Annotated in this window: 13 protein-coding genes; 7 read left to right on the top strand and 6 right to left on the bottom strand. The window is 62.6% G+C overall.

The annotated features are described in order from the left end of the window. Nucleotides 1–163: 163 nt before the first annotated feature. Nucleotides 164–1,417, bottom strand: a complete 1,254-nt coding sequence (gene glyA, locus JOY50_RS24625; protein WP_234229725.1) for a serine hydroxymethyltransferase — start codon at nt 1,415–1,417, stop codon at nt 164–166. 285 nt (nt 1,418–1,702) lie between these two features. Then, the gene (locus JOY50_RS24630) at nt 1,703–5,533 is read right to left on the bottom strand and encodes a bifunctional diguanylate cyclase/phosphodiesterase (RefSeq protein ID WP_138737558.1); all 3,831 of its coding nucleotides are present in this window, start codon (nt 5,531–5,533) and stop codon (nt 1,703–1,705) included. 247 nt (nt 5,534–5,780) lie between these two features. On the opposite strand from JOY50_RS24630, the gene JOY50_RS24635 reads away from it, so the two are divergent. The 3 genes from JOY50_RS24635 (at nt 5,781) to gdhA (ending at nt 9,725) form a co-directional block, all read left to right on the top strand. Further along, on the top strand, nt 5,781–6,194 hold the full coding sequence (locus JOY50_RS24635; protein WP_243056009.1) for a hypothetical protein: 414 nt from the start codon (nt 5,781–5,783) through the stop codon (nt 6,192–6,194). 302 nt (nt 6,195–6,496) lie between these two features. Further along, complete coding sequence (ettA, locus tag JOY50_RS24640) at nt 6,497–8,164, top strand: energy-dependent translational throttle protein EttA (RefSeq protein ID WP_016501553.1); 1,668 nt, start codon at nt 6,497–6,499, stop codon at nt 8,162–8,164. A gap of 220 nt (nt 8,165–8,384) precedes the next feature. Next, on the top strand, nt 8,385–9,725 hold the full coding sequence (gene gdhA, locus JOY50_RS24645; RefSeq protein ID WP_019471674.1) for an NADP-specific glutamate dehydrogenase: 1,341 nt from the start codon (nt 8,385–8,387) through the stop codon (nt 9,723–9,725). 132 nt (nt 9,726–9,857) lie between these two features. On the opposite strand, the gene JOY50_RS24650 is transcribed toward gdhA, so the two are convergent. From JOY50_RS24650 to JOY50_RS24665, 4 genes are all read right to left on the bottom strand, one after another. Then, a complete protein-coding gene (locus JOY50_RS24650; RefSeq protein WP_138737560.1) occupies nt 9,858–10,355 on the bottom strand; it encodes a GreA/GreB family elongation factor in 498 nt (165 codons plus the stop codon). A 68-nt stretch (nt 10,356–10,423) separates the two neighbouring features. After that, entirely contained in the window at nt 10,424–10,780 is a 357-nt protein-coding gene (locus JOY50_RS24655) for a hypothetical protein (RefSeq protein WP_243056010.1), read from the bottom strand. A 138-nt stretch (nt 10,781–10,918) separates the two neighbouring features. Continuing rightward, nucleotides 10,919–12,772: a DUF4105 domain-containing protein gene (locus JOY50_RS24660; protein ID WP_138737562.1), complete on the bottom strand. Its 1,854-nt coding sequence runs from the start codon at nt 12,770–12,772 to the stop codon at nt 10,919–10,921. A gap of 72 nt (nt 12,773–12,844) precedes the next feature. After that, entirely contained in the window at nt 12,845–13,333 is a 489-nt protein-coding gene (locus JOY50_RS24665; RefSeq protein ID WP_016501548.1) for a DUF3015 domain-containing protein, read from the bottom strand. Nucleotides 13,334–13,593: 260 nt separating this feature from the next. Between JOY50_RS24665 and JOY50_RS24670 the strand changes: the two genes are divergently transcribed. From JOY50_RS24670 to JOY50_RS24685, 4 genes are all read left to right on the top strand, one after another. Next, nucleotides 13,594–16,032 carry a Lon protease family protein gene (locus JOY50_RS24670; protein ID WP_138737564.1) on the top strand — a complete coding sequence of 813 codons (2,439 nt, stop codon included), beginning with the start codon at nt 13,594–13,596 and terminating at the stop codon, nt 16,030–16,032. Between the two features lie 161 nt (nt 16,033–16,193). Beyond that, nucleotides 16,194–16,532 (top strand): hypothetical protein, encoded by a 339-nt coding sequence (locus tag JOY50_RS24675; RefSeq protein ID WP_016484826.1) that lies wholly within the window; start codon nt 16,194–16,196, stop codon nt 16,530–16,532. Between the two features lie 195 nt (nt 16,533–16,727). Further along, complete coding sequence (locus tag JOY50_RS24680) at nt 16,728–17,216, top strand: TIGR00645 family protein (RefSeq protein ID WP_016501546.1); 489 nt, start codon at nt 16,728–16,730, stop codon at nt 17,214–17,216. 128 nt (nt 17,217–17,344) lie between these two features. Next, entirely contained in the window at nt 17,345–17,650 is a 306-nt protein-coding gene (locus JOY50_RS24685) for a DUF6482 family protein (protein WP_243056011.1), read from the top strand. Nucleotides 17,651–17,663: the final 13 nt, after the last annotated feature.

Consider the following 17,663-nt stretch of genomic DNA (forward strand, 5'->3'; position numbering starts at 1 on the left):
TTTCGTGAGTGAGGGACAGGGCTTGTGACAGGCGCATAAAAAAATCCGATGCTCGTTTCCAAGCATCGGATTTTGCGGCCTTAGGGATAAAGGTCAATGTCTCAGTCTTAACTGACTGGCATTAGGCACAGGGCCGGGCTTTTTCACTTCAGGCTGGCGCCAATCAGTTGCCGTAAACCGGCAGCTGCTTGCAGATGGCCTTGACCTTCTCACGTACGGCGTCGATCACCGCTTCGTTGTTCAGGTCAGCCAGGATGTCGCAGATCCAGCCAGCCAGTTCCTTGCACTCCGCTTCCTTGAAACCACGGGTGGTGACGGCTGGGGTGCCGAAACGCAGGCCCGAGGTGACGAACGGCGAACGTGGGTCGTTCGGTACCGAGTTCTTGTTGACGGTGATGAAGGCTTTGCCCAAAGCGGCGTCAGCGTCCTTACCGGAGATTTCCTGCTTGATCAGCGACAGCAGGAACAGGTGGTTCTGGGTGCCACCGGACACCACGTCGAAGCCACGCTCGATGAATACGCTGGCCATGGCCTGGGCGTTTTTCACGACTTGCTGCTGGTAAGTCTTGAACTCAGGCTGCAGGGCTTCTTTGAAGCAGATGGCCTTGGCGGCGATGACGTGCTCCAGCGGGCCGCCCTGGGCGCCTGGGAAGACAGCGGAGTTCAGCTTCTTCTCGATGTCGGCGTTGGCACGGGCCAGGATCAGGCCGCCACGTGGACCGCGCAGGGTCTTGTGGGTGGTGGTGGTGACCACGTCGGCGAACGGAACAGGGTTCGGGTACACGCCAGCGGCAACCAGGCCGGCAACGTGGGCCATGTCGACGAACAGGTAGGCACCGACCTTGTCGGCAATGGCGCGGAAGCGGGCGAAGTCCAGAACCTGCGAGTAGGCCGAGAAGCCGGCAACGATCATTTTCGGCTTGTGCTCGACCGCCAGGCGCTCGACTTCGTCGTAGTCGATCAGGCCGTTGCCGTCGATGCCGTACTGGATGGCGTTGTACAGCTTGCCCGACGAGCTTACCGAAGCACCGTGGGTCAGGTGGCCACCGTGGGCCAGGCTCATGCCCAGGATGGTGTCACCGGCCGACAGCAGGGCCAGGTAGACAGCGGCGTTGGCCTGGGATCCAGCGTGCGGCTGGACGTTGGCGTAATCGGCGCCGAACAGTTCCTTGGCACGGTCGATGGCCAGTTGCTCGACGATATCGACGTACTCGCAACCACCGTAGTAACGCTTGCCCGGGTAGCCTTCGGCGTACTTGTTGGTCAGGACCGAGCCCTGAGCTTCCATGACTGCCGGGCTGGTGTAGTTTTCCGAAGCGATCAGCTCGATATGCTCTTCCTGGCGCAGGGCTTCTTGCTGCATGGCTTCGAAGAGCTCGGCGTCGTACTTGGCAATGGTCAAATCACGGCTGAACATGGCGGTCCTCAAGGATCGGGGTAGTTTGGGGGGGCATTCTAACCGATTGATTCGCAGCTGGCATATGAAGTGGCATCAAGTCGCGGACCAATGGGGCTCATGTTGCATCCCGCGCCGTGTCTGGGCTGGGCGGGTGCCGGAGCTGACTCTCAAGTCCATTTTTTTGGGGCGCATATGGCCCCATCGCCGGCAAGCCAGCTCCCACAGGATTTGCGCTGGCCTTGAGGCTGATGCATCACTTGTGGGAGCTGGCTTGCCGGCGATGAGGCCAGTGCAGGTACCGCATCAATGGAACATGAACAGCGTTTCGTTGGAGAACTGCGCCTCGAACTGGTGTGCTGGCATCGGCCGCCCGAACAGGTAGCCCTGCACTTCGTCGCAGCCATGCTCGCGCAGGAACTCCAGCTGCTCGTGGGTTTCCACGCCCTCGGCGATTACCGCCAGGTTGAGGCTGTGGGCCATGGCGATGATCGCCCGGGCTATCTGCGCGTCCTGCTCGCCCTCGGGCAGGCCGTCGACGAAGGTGCGGTCGATCTTCAGCACGTCGATGGGGAACTGCTTGAGGTAGTTGAGCGATGAGTAGCCGGTGCCGAAGTCATCCACCGCAATGCTCAGGCCGAGGTTTTTCAGGCTGGCCAGAATCTGCAGCGCCTCGTTCACTTCGCGCATCAGGATACTTTCGGTCAGCTCCAGCTCCAGGCAGGCCGGTGGCAGGCCGCTTTCTTCAAGAATGTTGGCAATCCGCGTGCCCAGCTGGCCGTCGGAGAACTGCCGTGCCGAAATGTTCACCGACACCTTCGGCACCCGCACCTTGGCCTTGTGCCAGGCCTTGAGCTGGCGGCTGGCCTCGCGCAGCACCCAGTCGCCCACGTCCACCACCAGGCCCAGTTCCTCGATCACCGGGATGAAGTCGCCCGGCGGCACCAGGCCCCGGGTGGGGTGGCGCCAGCGCAGCAGTGCTTCGGCGCCGGTCAGGCGCTTGCCGTCGCCGCTGAACTGCGGCTGGTAGTAAAGGATGAACTCGTTCTGCTCCATGGCGTGGCGCAGGTCGCTTTCCAGCTCCAGGCGCTCCAGGGCGCTGGCGTTCATCTCGGCCTGGTAGAACTGGAAGTTGTTCTTGCCGCGTTCCTTGGCGTGGTACATGGCGGTGTCGGCGTTTTTCATCAGCTGGCTCAGCTCACTGCCGTCCTGCGGGCTGAGGGCGATGCCGATACTGGCAGTAACGAAGAACTCGCGGTTTTCCAGCACGAACGGCCGCACCAGGCTGCCGAGGATGTTCTCGGCCACGTGGATGGCGCGGTTCAGCGCCAGTTCGCGGCTGGCGCGCGGTTGCAGCAACAGGGTGAACTCGTCGCCGCCCATGCGCGCCACAGTGTCGTCGTCATCCACGCAGGCCAGCAGGCGCAGGGCCATGTCCTTGAGCATGCGGTCGCCGGCGGCATGGCCGAGGGAATCGTTGATCGGCTTGAAACGGTCGAGGTCGAGGAACATCAACACTACCCACGCCTTCTGCCGCTCGGCCTGCTGCAGGGCGTTGTACAGACGGTCCTGGAACAGCGTGCGGTTGGGCAGGTGGGTGAGGGCGTCGTAGTAGGCCAGGCGGTGGATGCGCTGTTCGCTGGCCTTGCGCTCGCTGATGTCGGTGAAGAAGCACACGTAGCTGGCCAGGTCGCCTTCGTCGTCCAGTACCGCAGTAATGCCGACCCAGGCCGGGTAGTGGTCGCCGTCACGGCGCTTGAGCCACACCTCGCCCTCCCAACTGCCGCGCTGGTGCAGTTGCTTGACCACATAGCGCAGGTGGCCTTCCTGCTGTTCGTCGACGGTGAGCATGCCCGGCAATTGGTCGAGCACTTCACTGACGGCGTAACCGCTGACGCGGCTGAACGCCTCGTTGGCCTGCACGATATAACCGGCCGGGTCGGTGATGAGAATGGCCGAAGTGGAATGCTCGAACACCGTCGCGGCCATGCGCAGGTCTTTTTCGGCGCGGCGTTGCTGGCTGATGTCACGGCCTACCCCAAGCACACCCTCGAAGCGCTGGTCGTCGTCCCACACCAGCACCAGGCGCAGCTCGATTGGGATCTTGCGGCCATCGCCGCGCAGGCAGTCGAACACGAACAGCTGGGTCGGCAGCTGGCTGCGCAGTTGGGCGAGCTGAACCGGGTCGCTCATGGCCTTGCTCACGCGCTCCATCAGGCTGTAGATGCCGGTGAGTTGGGCCGGGTTGGCGATGATCGACTGCCAGCCGTTGGCAAAAATCCAGTCGGCCTGGTAGCCCAGCACGCTCTGCACCGAAGGGCTGACATAGTTGAGCTTGAGCAGGCTGTCGGTGGAGAAGATCACGTCGCTGATGCTTTCGGCCAGCATGCGGTAGCGCTGTTCGCTGTCGCGCAGCGACTGGCTGGCCTCTATCTGCACCGTCACGTCCTTGCCCACGCCGATGATGCGCGTTACCAGGCCTTCGGCGTCTCGGGTCAGCACCTGCTCGCGGATGTCATAGCAGCGCCAGCCGCCATCACGGTGGCGAAAGCGTAACTGGCAGTGCAGCGGGTGGTCATGGCCGCTATCGCGCTGTTGCTGGCGCAGGGCCTGATAGTGCGCGGCGTCTTCGGGGTGCAGCAGCAATTCCCAGAAGCGGTCGCCCATTTGTGCAAGCTCGGTGCGGTCGTAACCCAGGGTCTGGCCGAGGTGGCGATTGCTGAAGATCATCCGCTGGCTGAGCACGTCCTGCACGTACAGTTGGTCGGGGACGGTGCGCACCACGTCCGACCAGAAGCTTTCGCGCTCCAGCAGCGACAGCTCTACCTGCTTGCGGCTGGTGATGTCGCTGATGCTGAGAATGACCGCCTGGTAGTCGCGGCGCTGCTGCGGCAGGCGTGCCATCAGCCACAGGTGCAGCTCGCCGCCCAGCGGCGCCGTCAGGCGTACTTCCAGCTCCAGCAGTGGCCGTTGTTCGATCAGCGCGTCGATCAGTTGCATGCCGATGCTGTCGCGGCCATCGCCCGTGCCGTCGATCAGCCGCTGCCAGGCACCTTCGTGGCAGTTGATGTTCAGCAACTGGCGCGCAACCTGGTTGACCTCGGTGATTTTCAGCTCCAGCAGCAGCGAGCGGCGCAGGTTCGGGTCCAGGGCCAGGCTGTGCTTGAGCGCGGCGCGGTTGCGCAGGTGGTAGCGGTCGAGCTGGCTGGGCAAGCTGGACAGGTCGAGCACACACAAGGCCACGCCCGTGCCTTCAAAAATTTCCTGGTAGCGCCGGCGGTCCTCCTGCAGCGCGCGCTGGCGGCGGCGCATGTTGATCAGGGCCAGCACTGGCAGCAGGGCGCAGAACAGCACCAGCAGGCATTTGCCGATCAGTGCAGGCAGCAGTTTCTGCTGGGTCAGCTGGGCGTCGAACAGGCCGCGCAGCTGCCAGGTGCTGTTGTCGATAAAGGCCAGCATCACGCTCTGTAGCGGCTCGCTGCCGGTGTCGGCCGGCGCGTGGCGTTGCAGTACCTCGCCGCTGCGGCTGTTTTCCAACAGCCACAGGGGGTGGCCGGCGCCATCGAGGTGGACGGTGAGGGTGCGGTAGTAGTCCGGCGAAAGGCGCAGCAGCCAGAAGCCACGGTCCTGCTCGGGGGACTGACGCAGTAGCAGATAGAGGGTGCGGTTGTCGGCGGAGTTGGTGAAGAAGTACGGGCGGCCCTGGTTCAGTGTGAGCAACTCGTCAAGCAACTTCCGGTCAGGGCTGCCGGCCAGGCTGTCGCCGCGCAGTTGCCCTGCGCTGTCCAGCCAGGCCACGCTCTGCAGGGCAGGCAGGCGCTCGCGCAAGGTATGCACAAGGCCCGGCAGGGCGTCGGGCGTCGGCGGATTGACGTAAGGCTGCACCACATTTACCGCCTGCTGCGCCTTGAACGCCATGTTCAGGCTCAGGTGGTCGGCCAGTTCCGCGGTGGCGTCCAGGCTTTGTTTGCGCAGGTCGGCCTGGGTGTGGTTGAACTGGGCAAAAAGCTGCCACAGCAGCAGGCCCAGCAGGATCAGGGCAAGCATCGCCAGCGCACCCTTGACCGACCCGCGCAGGGTAGCGGCGGGCGCCTGTGGCGCGGTACGCAATGTCGACGGATGAGTAAGGTTGGTCAAGCGTTGATCCTGCGATTGGGCTGGCGATGGCAGGGAAGCATCATGCACGGTGTATGCCGGTGTCTGGTGGCGCACAACGGTGGCGCACTATAAGGCCGGACACCCGAAACCGGCTAGCATGCCTAGGATTATGGCAAAGTGCCAGCCATGTTGACCGATGGTGCCGGCCCGGTGGTTCGGCAAGCCCCTGCAACCTGTGCGAGAATAGCGCCCGCTATACATGACAACGCATCGGAGATGTTCGGTTTTGGTTACTCACTTTTCCTCCAATGGCCTCGATTCCGCCTGTGGGCGCAGCAGTCAGACCCTTGTCAGCACTGCCGTGACCGAGGACGTATCCTGCAAGTCTTGCCAGCGCTCGCTGGTCAAACCTGAAGCTGCCGCCAGCGCCAAGAGCAAAGCGCCATCGCTGGCTGAACTGCGCAAGACCGCCAAGGCGGCAGCAGCGCCAACGCCGGCAGAGGCGGCGGTCAAGCCTGCTGCCAAGGTGGTCAGCACTGCGCCTGCGGCTGCCAAACCGGCCAAACCGGCCAATGTGGCCGAGCAGCAACCTGCCCGCAGCGGCGGCTTCAGCGTGAAGTCCGCCTGGGCCGCGCGTCTGGCCGAGCAGGGCGACCGTTGCCGGTTGCCGCGGGGCAAGGCCAAACAGCGTCACGTCTGAGCCATCTCGGCTGCTGTGCCGGCCTCTTCGCGGCTAAAGCCGCTCCCACAGGGATATCACCGCCTTCAAGGGCAATGCAGTACCTGTGGGAGCGGCTTTAGCCGCGAAGAGGCCGGCAAAGGCAACAAATTCCCCCCAGGGACAACACCGATCCCACCCCACTCTCGACCCCTCCTATGCAACGCCGCGCGTTGGCGTAGAATGGTCGACTTTGTTCAATGACACCCGAACACGCATCCCCCTGGCCATGCTGCCTGGGCGATCGTCGATGTCTTTACCTATCTGAATTAGAGGGCTTGGTTTTGGCTCAATACGTCTACACCATGCATCGGCTGAGCAAGGTCGTGCCGCCGAAGCGGGAAATTCTCAAGAACATTTCCCTGTCGTTCTTCCCGGGCGCCAAGATTGGCGTGCTCGGCCTGAACGGCGCCGGTAAATCGACCCTGCTGCGGATCATGGCGGGCGTCGACAAGGAATTCGACGGCGAAGCCCGTCCGATGCCCGACATCAACGTGGGTTACCTGCCACAGGAACCGCAACTGGACCCGACCAAGACCGTGCGTGAAGTGGTCGAGGAAGCGGTCAGCGTGATCAAGGACGCCCAGGCCCGCCTGGACGAGGTCTACGCCGCCTACGCCGACCCGGATGCCGACTTCGACAAGCTGGCCGCCGAGCAGGCCAAGCTGGAAGCCATCCTGCAGGCCGCCGACGGCCACAACCTGGAGCGTCAGCTGGACGTCGCCGCCGACGCCCTGCGTTTGCCGGCCTGGGACGCAAAAATCGAGCACCTGTCCGGTGGTGAAAAGCGCCGTGTGGCCCTGTGCCGCCTGCTGCTGTCGGCCCCCGACATGCTGCTGCTCGACGAACCGACCAACCACCTGGATGCCGATTCGGTGGCGTGGCTTGAGCGTTTCCTTCACGACTTCCCGGGCACCGTGGTAGCCATTACCCACGACCGTTACTTCCTCGACAACGTCGCTGGCTGGATCCTGGAACTGGACCGCGGCGCCGGTATCCCGTACGAAGGCAACTACTCGGGCTGGCTGGAAGCCAAGTCGGACCGTCTGGCGCAGGAATCCAAGCAGCAGAGCGCCCACGAGAAGGCCATGAAAGAGGAACTGGAGTGGGTGCGCAAAGGCGCCAAGGCTCGCCAGTCCAAATCCAAGGCCCGTCTGCAGCGCTTCGAAGAAATGCAGTCGCAGGAATTCCAGAAACGCAGCGAGACCAACGAGATCTACATCCCGGCTGGCCCGCGCCTGGGCGACAAAGTCATCGAGTTCAAGAACGTCTCCAAAGGCTACGGCGACCGCGTGCTGATCGACAACCTGTCGTTCGCCATGCCTAAAGGCGCAATCGTCGGCGTGATCGGTGGTAACGGTGCCGGTAAGTCGACCCTGTTCCGCATGCTGATGGGCAAGGAACAGCCGGACTCGGGCAGCATCGAGATCGGTGAAACCGTGCAACTGGCCTGCGTGGACCAGAGCCGCGAAGACCTGGACGGCGCCAAGACCGTGTTCCAGCAGATTTCTGACGGTTCCGACCAGATCCGCATCGGCAACTACGAGATCCCGTCGCGTACCTACGTTGGCCGCTTCAACTTCAAGGGTGGCGACCAGCAGAAGTTCGTCAAGGACCTGTCCGGTGGTGAGCGTGGCCGCCTGCACCTGGCCCTGACCCTGAAGGAGGGCGGTAACGTCCTGCTGCTCGACGAACCGTCAAACGACCTCGACGTCGAAACCCTGCGTTCGCTGGAAGAAGCCCTGCTGGACTTCCCGGGCGCTGCGATCGTGATTTCCCACGACCGTTGGTTCCTGGACCGTGTGGCTACCCACATCCTGGCGTACGAAGACGACTCGAACGTGGTGTTCTTCGAAGGCAACTACACCGAGTATGAAGCTGACCGCAAGAAGCGCCTGGGCGATGCTGCTGCCCAGCCGCACCGTGTACGGCACAAGAAACTGGCCCAGTAAGCCGGATGTCTGATGCACAAGAATGGGGCCCTTGATGGCCCCATTTTTGTGCCTGGCTCAAGCGGGATAACAGCAGATCAAGCCCGCGCTTTGTATACACTTATATAAAACGCACCAAATAATTTCAAAAAAACGACATTTCGCCCTATTCCAGTGCGATTGCTTCTTGGTACATTCGAAAAAAACCAATAAGTCCAATCCTCTTGGTGAGATGTCTACCATGATCGAATCTGTCGACCATTTCCTTGCACGCCTGCAACAGCGTGACCCCGGCCAACCGGAATTCCACCAGGCGGTGGAAGAGGTGCTACGCACTTTGTGGCCATTCCTTGAAGCCAACCCCCACTACCTGCAATCGGGCATCCTCGAGCGTATGGTCGAGCCTGAGCGCGCGGTGCTGTTCCGCGTTTCATGGGTCGATGACCAGGGCAAGGTGCAGGTCAACCGCGGCTACCGCATCCAGATGAGCAGCGCCATCGGCCCGTACAAGGGCGGCCTGCGCTTCCACCCGTCGGTGAACCTCAGCGTGCTGAAGTTCCTGGCCTTCGAGCAGGTGTTCAAGAACTCCCTGACCTCGCTGCCCATGGGCGGCGGCAAGGGCGGCTCGGACTTCGACCCGAAAGGCAAGAGCGACGCCGAAGTGATGCGCTTCTGCCAGGCGTTCATGAGTGAGCTGTACCGCCACATCGGTGCTGACTGCGACGTACCGGCCGGCGACATCGGCGTGGGTGCCCGCGAAATTGGCTTCATGTTTGGCCAGTACAAGCGCCTGGCCAACCAGTTCACGTCGGTGCTGACCGGTAAAGGCATGACCTACGGCGGCAGCCTGATCCGCCCGGAAGCCACCGGCTTCGGCTGCGTGTACTTCGCCGAAGAAATGCTCAAGCGCCAGGGCAAGCGTATCGACGGCCGCCGCGTGGCGGTTTCCGGCTCGGGCAACGTGGCCCAGTATGCGGCGCGTAAAGTGATGGACCTGGGCGGCAAGGTGATCTCGCTGTCCGACTCCGAAGGCACCTTGTACGCCGAAGCCGGCCTGACCGATGCCCAATGGGACGCGTTGATGGAGCTGAAGAACGTCAAGCGTGGCCGCATCAGCGAGCTGGCCGGGCAGTTCGGCCTTGAGTTCCGCAAGGGCCAGACCCCGTGGAGCCTGCCGTGCGACATCGCCTTGCCGTGCGCCACGCAGAACGAGCTGGGCGCCGAAGACGCCCGCACGCTGCTGCGCAATGGCTGCATCTGCGTGGCCGAAGGCGCCAACATGCCGACCACCCTCGAAGCTGTGGATATCTTCCTGGACGCTGGCATCCTGTATGCCCCGGGCAAAGCCTCCAACGCCGGCGGCGTGGCCGTGTCGGGCCTGGAGATGTCGCAGAACGCCATGCGCCTGCTGTGGACTGCCGGTGAAGTGGACAGCAAGCTGCACAACATCATGCAGTCGATTCACCATGCCTGCGTGCACTACGGTGAAGAGGCCGATGGCCGTATCAACTACGTCAAAGGTGCGAACATCGCAGGCTTTGTGAAAGTGGCTGATGCGATGCTGGCCCAGGGCGTAGTCTGACCTGAAGTGTTTTGGGGCTGCTTTGCAGCCCATCGCCGGCAAGCCAGCTCCCACAGGGACATTGCAGCACTCGAGCCCTGTGATGTCCCTGTGGGAGCTGGCTTGCCGGCGATGGGCCGCACGGCGGCCCCTTCAGGGCTCACCCTCGATCCCGACCACTTCAATCACCTGATCCCCCACCGGCCGCCGCCAAACCACCTCATCTCCAGGCCCAGCACCCAGCAACGCCCGCCCCAGTGGCGAACCCCAGTTGATCAACCCCCGCCCAGCATCCGCTTCATCCTCGCCCACCAACTGCACCACCTGCTCCTGGTCCTGCGCATCGACAAACCGCACCCGGCTACCAATCTGCACCTTGCTGCGTGAACTGGCTGCCGGCACTACCTGGGCACTCTGCACCCGCGCACTGAAGTAACGAAGGTCCCGCTCGGTATCGGCCAGCCGCTGTTTGTCGCCACGTTCGCCCTGCGCCTGCAGTTCACTGCGCAAGGCATTCAGCTCGGCCACGCGCGTTTGCAACTGGCGCAGGCCGTTGGCGGTGACGTAGTTGGGTTGTTCGCTGACGCGTCGCTCCACCGGCTGGTCGGCCTGGGCGGCAGCCTGGTCTTCGTTGACGAATGCTCGGCTCATGCAGGGCCTCCTATGTGCAGGAGACCATCATGGCAGGCCGCCGGTTTCAAGGAATGTCCGTTTGCGACTCAGTTGTGGCGATAAGCCTTGGCGGCGCCGCGGTCCTTTTCCTGCTCCCAATCGCGGTCGCGCTGGTCCCAGAAGCGCTCGTGGTACTCGCGCTGTTCTTCACTGTTTTGCATGGCATGGCACTGGCGGAAGCCGTCGTCCCAGCCGGTTTCGTACTGGCGCTCGTGCAGGTAGCGCGGCACGTTCTTGCTGAAGCCGCCCACCATCAGCCCGGCCGCCTGCCGGCCGCTGCTGCAGCCATCCTGGAAGCCATCGGCATAGGCAGGGGGATAACCCTGGTTGAGCATCTGCTCGTGGGTGGTTTCGCAACCTGACAGCAACAACGCAACGCACACGCCGAACCAGTACCGCGACATGACCACCAGACCCTCCCGTAGATAGTGGAAAGTCTAGGCGGCGATTTGTCGGGGACATGTCAAAACAGTGTCAAAGAGTTGGTTCGATACACAGTTTCCAGTCTGACGCTCCTACAAAAAGCGCGCAGGCCCGACCAGCTAGTAGTGATACCACTTCAGTTCCAGCATCACTTCGTTCTGCGCCGTAGCCAGGTGGCTGAACTCGCGCGAAGCGCTCAACCGCAGCCCCAGGTTCTGGCTGATCTCCCACTGCTGGTTCAGGCTCACACTGCGCCGCACTTCGCCATTGGTGAAGTAATCACCCTTGGCCTCCAGCGTCATGTTGCCCAAGCCGTTGCGCCACAGCAGGCCGCCATTGAACCCTGCCGCCGGGGCGATGAACTGGGCGAAGTCGTTGTGGTGCTCGACCCGCACCGTACCCAGGGCAAAACCCAGCAACCCGTCGGCCAGTTGCCAGGTGCCACCGGCGCCGCCGTTCACGTGGCTTACCAGCACCTCGTCATCATGCTTGCCCGGCACCCGCTCCAGGCCGCCGGCCACTTGCCACGACCAGGGTTTGAGCAGCTCGTTACGGGGTGTCAGCGAGCGAATGGTGGCCAGGTCCAGGCGCTGCACCTGCCAGTCATTACCCTCGTACTGGCGCACCTTCAGCTGCAGGATCTCGATTTGCGCACCCAGCGGGAAGCCGTAGGCGTTGTCGTTCAAGTCGTGGTAGGCCATGCGCAGGCCGTACTCGGCGTATGCGCGGTCTTCACGGGTGCCCACGCCAAGTTGCCAGGTGCGTGAGTCATGGCCATCCTCGGGCAGGCCGGGGCGCTCGATCTGCAAGGGCGGCGGCGGGTTGCTGTTGATCGCCCGCAGCAGCTCGAAGCTGCGCTTGGCTTGCCCTGGGTCGCGTTCCTGGCCATTGGCCCGGTAGCGCTCCAGGCGATAGGCGGCGTCTTGTACCAACGCCTGGCGTTCGCGGGGCAGGGCCTTGAATTCGGGGCTTTGCAACTGTGCGGTGTTGGCACTCACGGCCAGTACCTGGCGCTTCTCGTTGTGGTCGAGCGGCTCTGCACGGGCCAGCAATTCACGTTCGCGGGAAGGGCGGTAGACCTCGCTGGCGACCAGGCCGGACTGTTTTACGGCCTTGACCGTATCGGTCGGGATGGCGGTCAGCGGGAACTGCGAGGTCAGGTCCAGGCTCGGCCGGGCCACTTGCAGCAGCTCCAGCAGGCGATACGAGCAGTTTTCGTCGAAAAAGAAGTAGTCGAACTGGATCTGCTTGAGTTCCCACACATGCTCGACCATGCGCCCGGTTTCTTCGGGGGTGAGGTCCAGCTGGTATTCCCACAGGTCGCGGTTTTCCAGGCTGCGGTATTCGGACAGTTTTTCCTGGTAGGGCATCAGCGCGAACAGCCCTGGGTAGCCGCCCATCAGGCCCTTCCAGGCGTACAGGATGCTGTTGTCGCTGCCTTCGATGTAGGCGCCGAAGTTGATCGCGTAGCTCAGCAGCGTGGTGTCGTCGTTGCGCGTGCTGGACTGGTCGATGCGCAGCAGGGTATGGCCGAACATCGACGACGGGCTGTTCAGGTAGGCCGCCGGAAAGATCAACGCGGCGCTGTGCGGGTCGATCGACTGGTACCAGGTCTTGAATTCCTGGCAGTCCGGCTGTGGCAGGCCCTGCAGGTCGAGCTGCTCGCGCAGCCAGCGGGTGCGGGCGGGGAATACGCACTGCGCGTGCTTGTCGCCGAGGCTGGCCGGGGCATACAGCGCATCGACCGTAGCCTTGAGTTCTTGATCCGGGTGGTGCGCGCCGTCCTCGGCGAGGAAGAAGGCATCATCGTCCACATAGCTACGCCAGCCGCCGAGCTTGGCGGTTTCGTAGTGACCAATGGCGAGCCAGTAAGGAGTATTGGCCAGTTGCTGGAGACGGCCTTGATCCAGCACGGGCGCGGCATGAACAGGGGCGCAGGCACACAGCGCCAGGGAAGCGAGGCGTTTGAGCATATCGGGCAACTACTTCTTCACGATGCCGAAAAAGGCGAAACCCGCCCCCGTGGGGGGCGGGAACAGCAGTGCTTAGGCCTCGGTAGCGTATTTGGCCAGGCGTGGGTCGCTCTTCAGAACGGCCAGGGTGTTGGTGTGGACAGTTTCGGCAGTGACATCGGCGCTGCTGAAGATCTGGTTGAAGTGCTGGTGGGTAACCGAGTTGAAGTAGACGCGGTCTTCCGGGGCCACGCCAAGCACTACGGCATAGGTGGTCAGTGCTTCGCCCTGGCCCATGGCCATGTCTTCGGACAGCTCGTTCATCATGCCGTTCATGGCAAACCAGGACTTGCCGCCGTAGGTCAGCGAAGCCTTGGTCGAGCAGCCGTTGGTGCCGGAGGTCATGCCGAAGGTGGCGTTACCGGAAGTGCCGTTGGTGGTAGAAGCCAGGAAGTGTGCCGGAGTGCCACGCTGGCCTTCGAACAGCATGTTGCCCCAGCCGCAGTTCGGGCCGCCTGGCGCTTCGGCCATGGCGTTCAGCGAGACCACGGTGAACAGAGTACCCAGAAGAATCCGTTTCATAGCATTTGTTCTCTTTGTCTTAACCAAGGGTCAGGGTTTCTGGCAACTCGGTTGCCAGGTCGGGAAAGCTTTTCACCCACCCGCGCAGCTTGGAGTTTAGGCACGATCTAAAGGTTGCGTTGTTGATTGCGAAAAATTTGCTGTGACATGACCTGCACGGGCTGCGACCTGCCGCGATATAAAGTCCCGTAGAGCCTTGCAAGGCGCGCTGGGGCAGCGCCAGAATGCTGCTCATCTGCCCGCCGAAGTAAGGAAACCCAATGCCCGATCCTGTCGCTGCGCGCCTGCGTCTCGCGCCTGAAGCCCTGACCCGGCGTTTCTCCCCCGAGCAGTTTGCCTTTACCCATACCGACGATCTGGAGCCGTTTCGCGGAGTACTGGGCCAGGAACGTGCTGTCGAGGCCCTGCAGTTCGGCGTGGCCATGCCGCGCCCCGGTTACAACGTGTACGTGATGGGTGAGCCCGGCACCGGGCGCTTCTCGTTCGTCAAGCGCTACCTCAAGGCTGAGGGCAAGCGCCAGCAGACCCCGGCCGACTGGGTCTACGTCAACCACTTCGACGACACCCGGGAACCCCGCGCGCTGGAGCTGCCGTCTGGCAGCGCCGCCGAGTTCATCAGCGACATGGGCGGATTGATCGACAACCTGCTGTCCACCTTCCCGGCAGTGTTCGAGCACCCGTCGTACCAACAGAAGAAAGGCGCCATCGACCGTGCCTTCAACCAGCGCTATGACCGCGCCCTGGATGTGATCGAGCGGGCCTCGCTGGAAAAGGACGTGGCCTTGTACCGCGACGCCAGCAACGTCGCCTTCACCCCGATGGCTGACGGCAAGGCGCTGGACGAAGCCGAGTTCGCTCAGTTGCCGGAAGCAGTGCGCGAGCAGTTCCACGAAGACATTGCCTTGCTCGAGGAACAGCTGAACGAAGAGCTGGCCAGCCTGCCGCAATGGAAGCGCGAGTCGAACAACCAGCTGCGCCAGCTCAACGAAGAAACCATCACCCTGGCCTTGCAGCCGTTGCTGGCGCCGCTGTCGGAAAAGTACGCCGAGAACGCCGCGGTGTGCGCCTACCTGCAGTCGGTGCAGTTGAACCTGCTGCGCACCGTGGTCGAGCAACTGGTCGACGACAGCAAGACCGACGCCGCTGCGCGCAAGCTGCTGGAAGAGCAGTACGCCCCAAGCCTGGTGGTCGGCCACCATGCCGCCGGTGGCGCGCCGGTAGTGTTCGAGCCGCACCCAACTTACGACAACCTGTTCGGCCGTATCGAATACAGCACCGACCAAGGCGCGCTGTACACCTCGTACCGCCAGCTGCGCCCAGGCGCGTTGCACCGTGCCAACGGTGGCTTCCTGATTCTTGAAGCCGAGAAAATGCTGGGCGAGCCGTTCGTGTGGGATGCGCTCAAGCGTGCCCTGCAGTCGCGCAAGCTGAAGATGGAGTCACCGATCGGTGAGCTGGGCCGTGTTGCCTCCGTCAGCCTTCAGCCGCAGATGCTGCCGCTGAACGTGAAGCTGGTGATTATCGGCTCGCGCCAGCTGTACTACGCATTGCAGGACCACGACCCGGACTTCCAGGAGATGTTCCGCGTGCTGGTGGACTTCGACGAAGACATGCCCATGGTTGACGAAAACCTGGAGCAGTTCGCCCAGCTGTTGCGCACCCGCACCAACGAAGAGGGCATGGCGCCGCTGACCAGTGACGCGGTAGCCCGCCTGGCCACCTACAGCGCCCGCCTGGCAGAGAACCAGTCACGCCTGTCAGCGCGTATCGGCGACTTGTTCCAGCTGGTCAGCGAAGCCGATTTCATCCGTCAGCTGGCCAGTGACGAAATGACCGACGCCGGGCACATCGAACGTGCGCTCAAAGCCAAGGCCACCCGCACCGGGCGTGTTTCGCAACGGGTGCTGGACGACATGCTGGCCGGCATCATCCTGATCGACACCGAAGGTGCGGCCATTGGCAAGTGCAACGGCCTCACCGTACTGGAAGTCGGCGACTCGGCGTTTGGTATGCCGGCGCGTATCTCTGCAACCGTGTACCCGGGTGGCAGCGGCATCGTCGACATCGAACGCGAGGTCAACCTTGGCCAGCCGATCCACTCCAAGGGTGTGATGATCCTCACCGGATACCTGGGCAGCCGCTATGCCCAGGAGTTCCCGCTGGCGATTTCCGCGAGCATCGCCCTGGAGCAGTCCTACGGCTATGTGGACGGTGACAGCGCCTCGCTGGGCGAAGCCTGCACGCTGATCTCGGCCTTGTCGCGCACGCCGCTCAAGCAGTGCTTCGCCATCACCGGTTCCATCAACCAGTTTGGTGAAGTGCAGGCCGTGGGTGGGGTCAACGAGAAGATCGAGGGCTTCTTCCGCCTGTGCGAGGCGCGTGGCCTGACCGGCGAGCAGGGGGTGATCATCCCGCGTGCCAACGTCGCCACCCTGATGCTCGACGAGCGCGTGCTGCAGGCCGTGGAGAACGGTATGTTCCACGTTTATGCGGTCAGCCAGGCTGATGAGGCACTGAGCCTGCTGGTGGGCGAGGAGGCCGGGGTGCACGATGAGCAAGGCCAGTTTACCGAGGGCAGCGTAAACGCCCGTGTGGTGGAACGGCTGCGTGAAATCGCCGAAATGATCAGCGAGGAAGACATCGAGAAGGCAGAAAAGGAACGCCTGGAAGAGGTGATTGCCCAGGCCAAGCCAGCCTGAGTCAATAAACCGGCGCTGGCGGCGATGTGCTACCGTTCAGCGCCGGTATTCCATCTTCCGGTACTGTTATTCTATGCTGGAACTTAAGGACAGTATCAGCGTTCAGGATGGAAACAGCCTGGTGTTCAGGCTGAACAAGGCTTATTGGAGGGGACGCGGCCATGCGCAACCTCAGCCTCACACGCCAGTGCCTGGGCCTGGTGACCCGCATCGAATGCAGTATTCGACCACTGGCCGGGGACAACGGCATGTGGACGTTGCTGTTCGCCGCCGGCATGGCCGGTGAGCAACCTTCCGCGATCAAGGCTCAAGGGCCGTTTCATGGGCCGTTGGTGGCCGAATCGGTGCTCAACGCCATTGTCGACAGCCTGACCTTGCATGGCTATCAGGTATCCGAAGACCCGCAGATCTGGTGCTTGCACCTGCAGGCGCAGTTGCGGCGGATCAACGGCGAGCGGTGCCGGAACCTGGGGGATTACCAGTTTCATCCTGAGACCTGAACCATTGCCGGGGCCGCTTTGCGGCCCATCGCGACACAAGGCCGCTCCTACAGGAAATCGCGGTCCCTTGTACGCGCAGCCTTGCGCTGCGAATGGGCTGCAAAGCAGCCCCCATTCACTGGGCTTTTGCTGTAACAGGTGGCTGGCTATACTCGCTGTCGTTTTTTTAGTCACCTGACGAGTCCCAAACCCTCCATGGAACGTATTCTCGAAAACGCGATGTATGCCTCGCGCTGGCTGCTCGCCCCCATCTACTTCGGCCTGTCCCTCGGCCTGCTGGCCCTGGCGCTGAAATTCTTCCAGGAAGTGGTCCACGTCCTGCCTAACGTCTTTGCCCTGAGCGAAGCTGACCTGATCCTGGTGATCCTCTCGCTGATCGACATGTCGCTGGTGGGTGGCCTGCTGGTGATGGTGATGATCTCCGGCTACGAGAACTTCGTCTCGCAGCTGGACATCGACGACAGCAAGGAAAAGCTCAACTGGCTGGGCAAGATGGACTCCTCGTCGCTGAAGATGAAGGTGGCTGCGTCGATCGTGGCGATTTCGTCCATTCACCTGCTGCGGGTGTTCATGGATGCGCAGAACATCTCCACCGACTACCTGATGTGGTACGTGATCATCCACATGACCTTTGTGGTTTCTGCGTTCTGCATGGGCTACCTGGACAAGCTGACCAAGCACTGAGCCCGGTTGTTGCCTGCACCGCCCGTCTGTTGCAAAACGGACGGGCGGTGTCGTTTCTGGCTTGTGCTTTAGGCTCGCCTGTACGAAAAATGAGCACTCATGCGTGGTTCTCATCGCGAGGTGCTTACATGAACCTGCATCAGCTCAATCTCGAGGCCAGGGCTGGCCATGTCGACGAAGTGAACCTGATCGCCATCGAAGGCGGCGATTATCTCGTTGAAGCCCGGCTCAAAGGCCGCGCCCACCCGCTGTCTGACACCCGTGGCGAGCGCTTGCGCGTGCACTCGGTGGAGGACGCCCGAAAGTTGCTGCAAACCATCCCCATGGTCTCGATGAACCTGGTGCACTGGTCGGTGCAGGACGAGATGTGCGGCATGGGTTCGCACCCCGAAGAAGACCTCAAGGTGCCGATTTCCCAGCGTTCGGCCTGGTAGCTGCTCGCAGCTT

The sequence above is a fragment of the Pseudomonas sp. BP01 genome, from assembly GCF_022760795.1.
Classification (GTDB): domain Bacteria; phylum Pseudomonadota; class Gammaproteobacteria; order Pseudomonadales; family Pseudomonadaceae; genus Aquipseudomonas; species Aquipseudomonas putida_Q.

Coding starts and splice junctions, on each gene's coding strand:
- JOY50_RS24670 (WP_138737564.1), top strand. CDS start 13,594: ATGCCCGATCCTGTCGCTGCGCGCCTGCGTCTCGCGCCTGAAGCCCTG.
- JOY50_RS24685 (WP_243056011.1), top strand. CDS start 17,345: ATGAACCTGCATCAGCTCAATCTCGAGGCCAGGGCTGGCCATGTCGAC.
- gdhA (WP_019471674.1), top strand. CDS start 8,385: ATGATCGAATCTGTCGACCATTTCCTTGCACGCCTGCAACAGCGTGAC.
- JOY50_RS24675 (WP_016484826.1), top strand. CDS start 16,194: ATGCGCAACCTCAGCCTCACACGCCAGTGCCTGGGCCTGGTGACCCGC.
- JOY50_RS24650 (WP_138737560.1), bottom strand. CDS start 10,355: ATGAGCCGAGCATTCGTCAACGAAGACCAGGCTGCCGCCCAGGCCGAC.
- JOY50_RS24655 (WP_243056010.1), bottom strand. CDS start 10,780: ATGTCGCGGTACTGGTTCGGCGTGTGCGTTGCGTTGTTGCTGTCAGGT.
- JOY50_RS24665 (WP_016501548.1), bottom strand. CDS start 13,333: ATGAAACGGATTCTTCTGGGTACTCTGTTCACCGTGGTCTCGCTGAAC.
- JOY50_RS24680 (WP_016501546.1), top strand. CDS start 16,728: ATGGAACGTATTCTCGAAAACGCGATGTATGCCTCGCGCTGGCTGCTC.
- JOY50_RS24660 (WP_138737562.1), bottom strand. CDS start 12,772: ATGCTCAAACGCCTCGCTTCCCTGGCGCTGTGTGCCTGCGCCCCTGTT.
- glyA (WP_234229725.1), bottom strand. CDS start 1,417: ATGTTCAGCCGTGATTTGACCATTGCCAAGTACGACGCCGAGCTCTTC.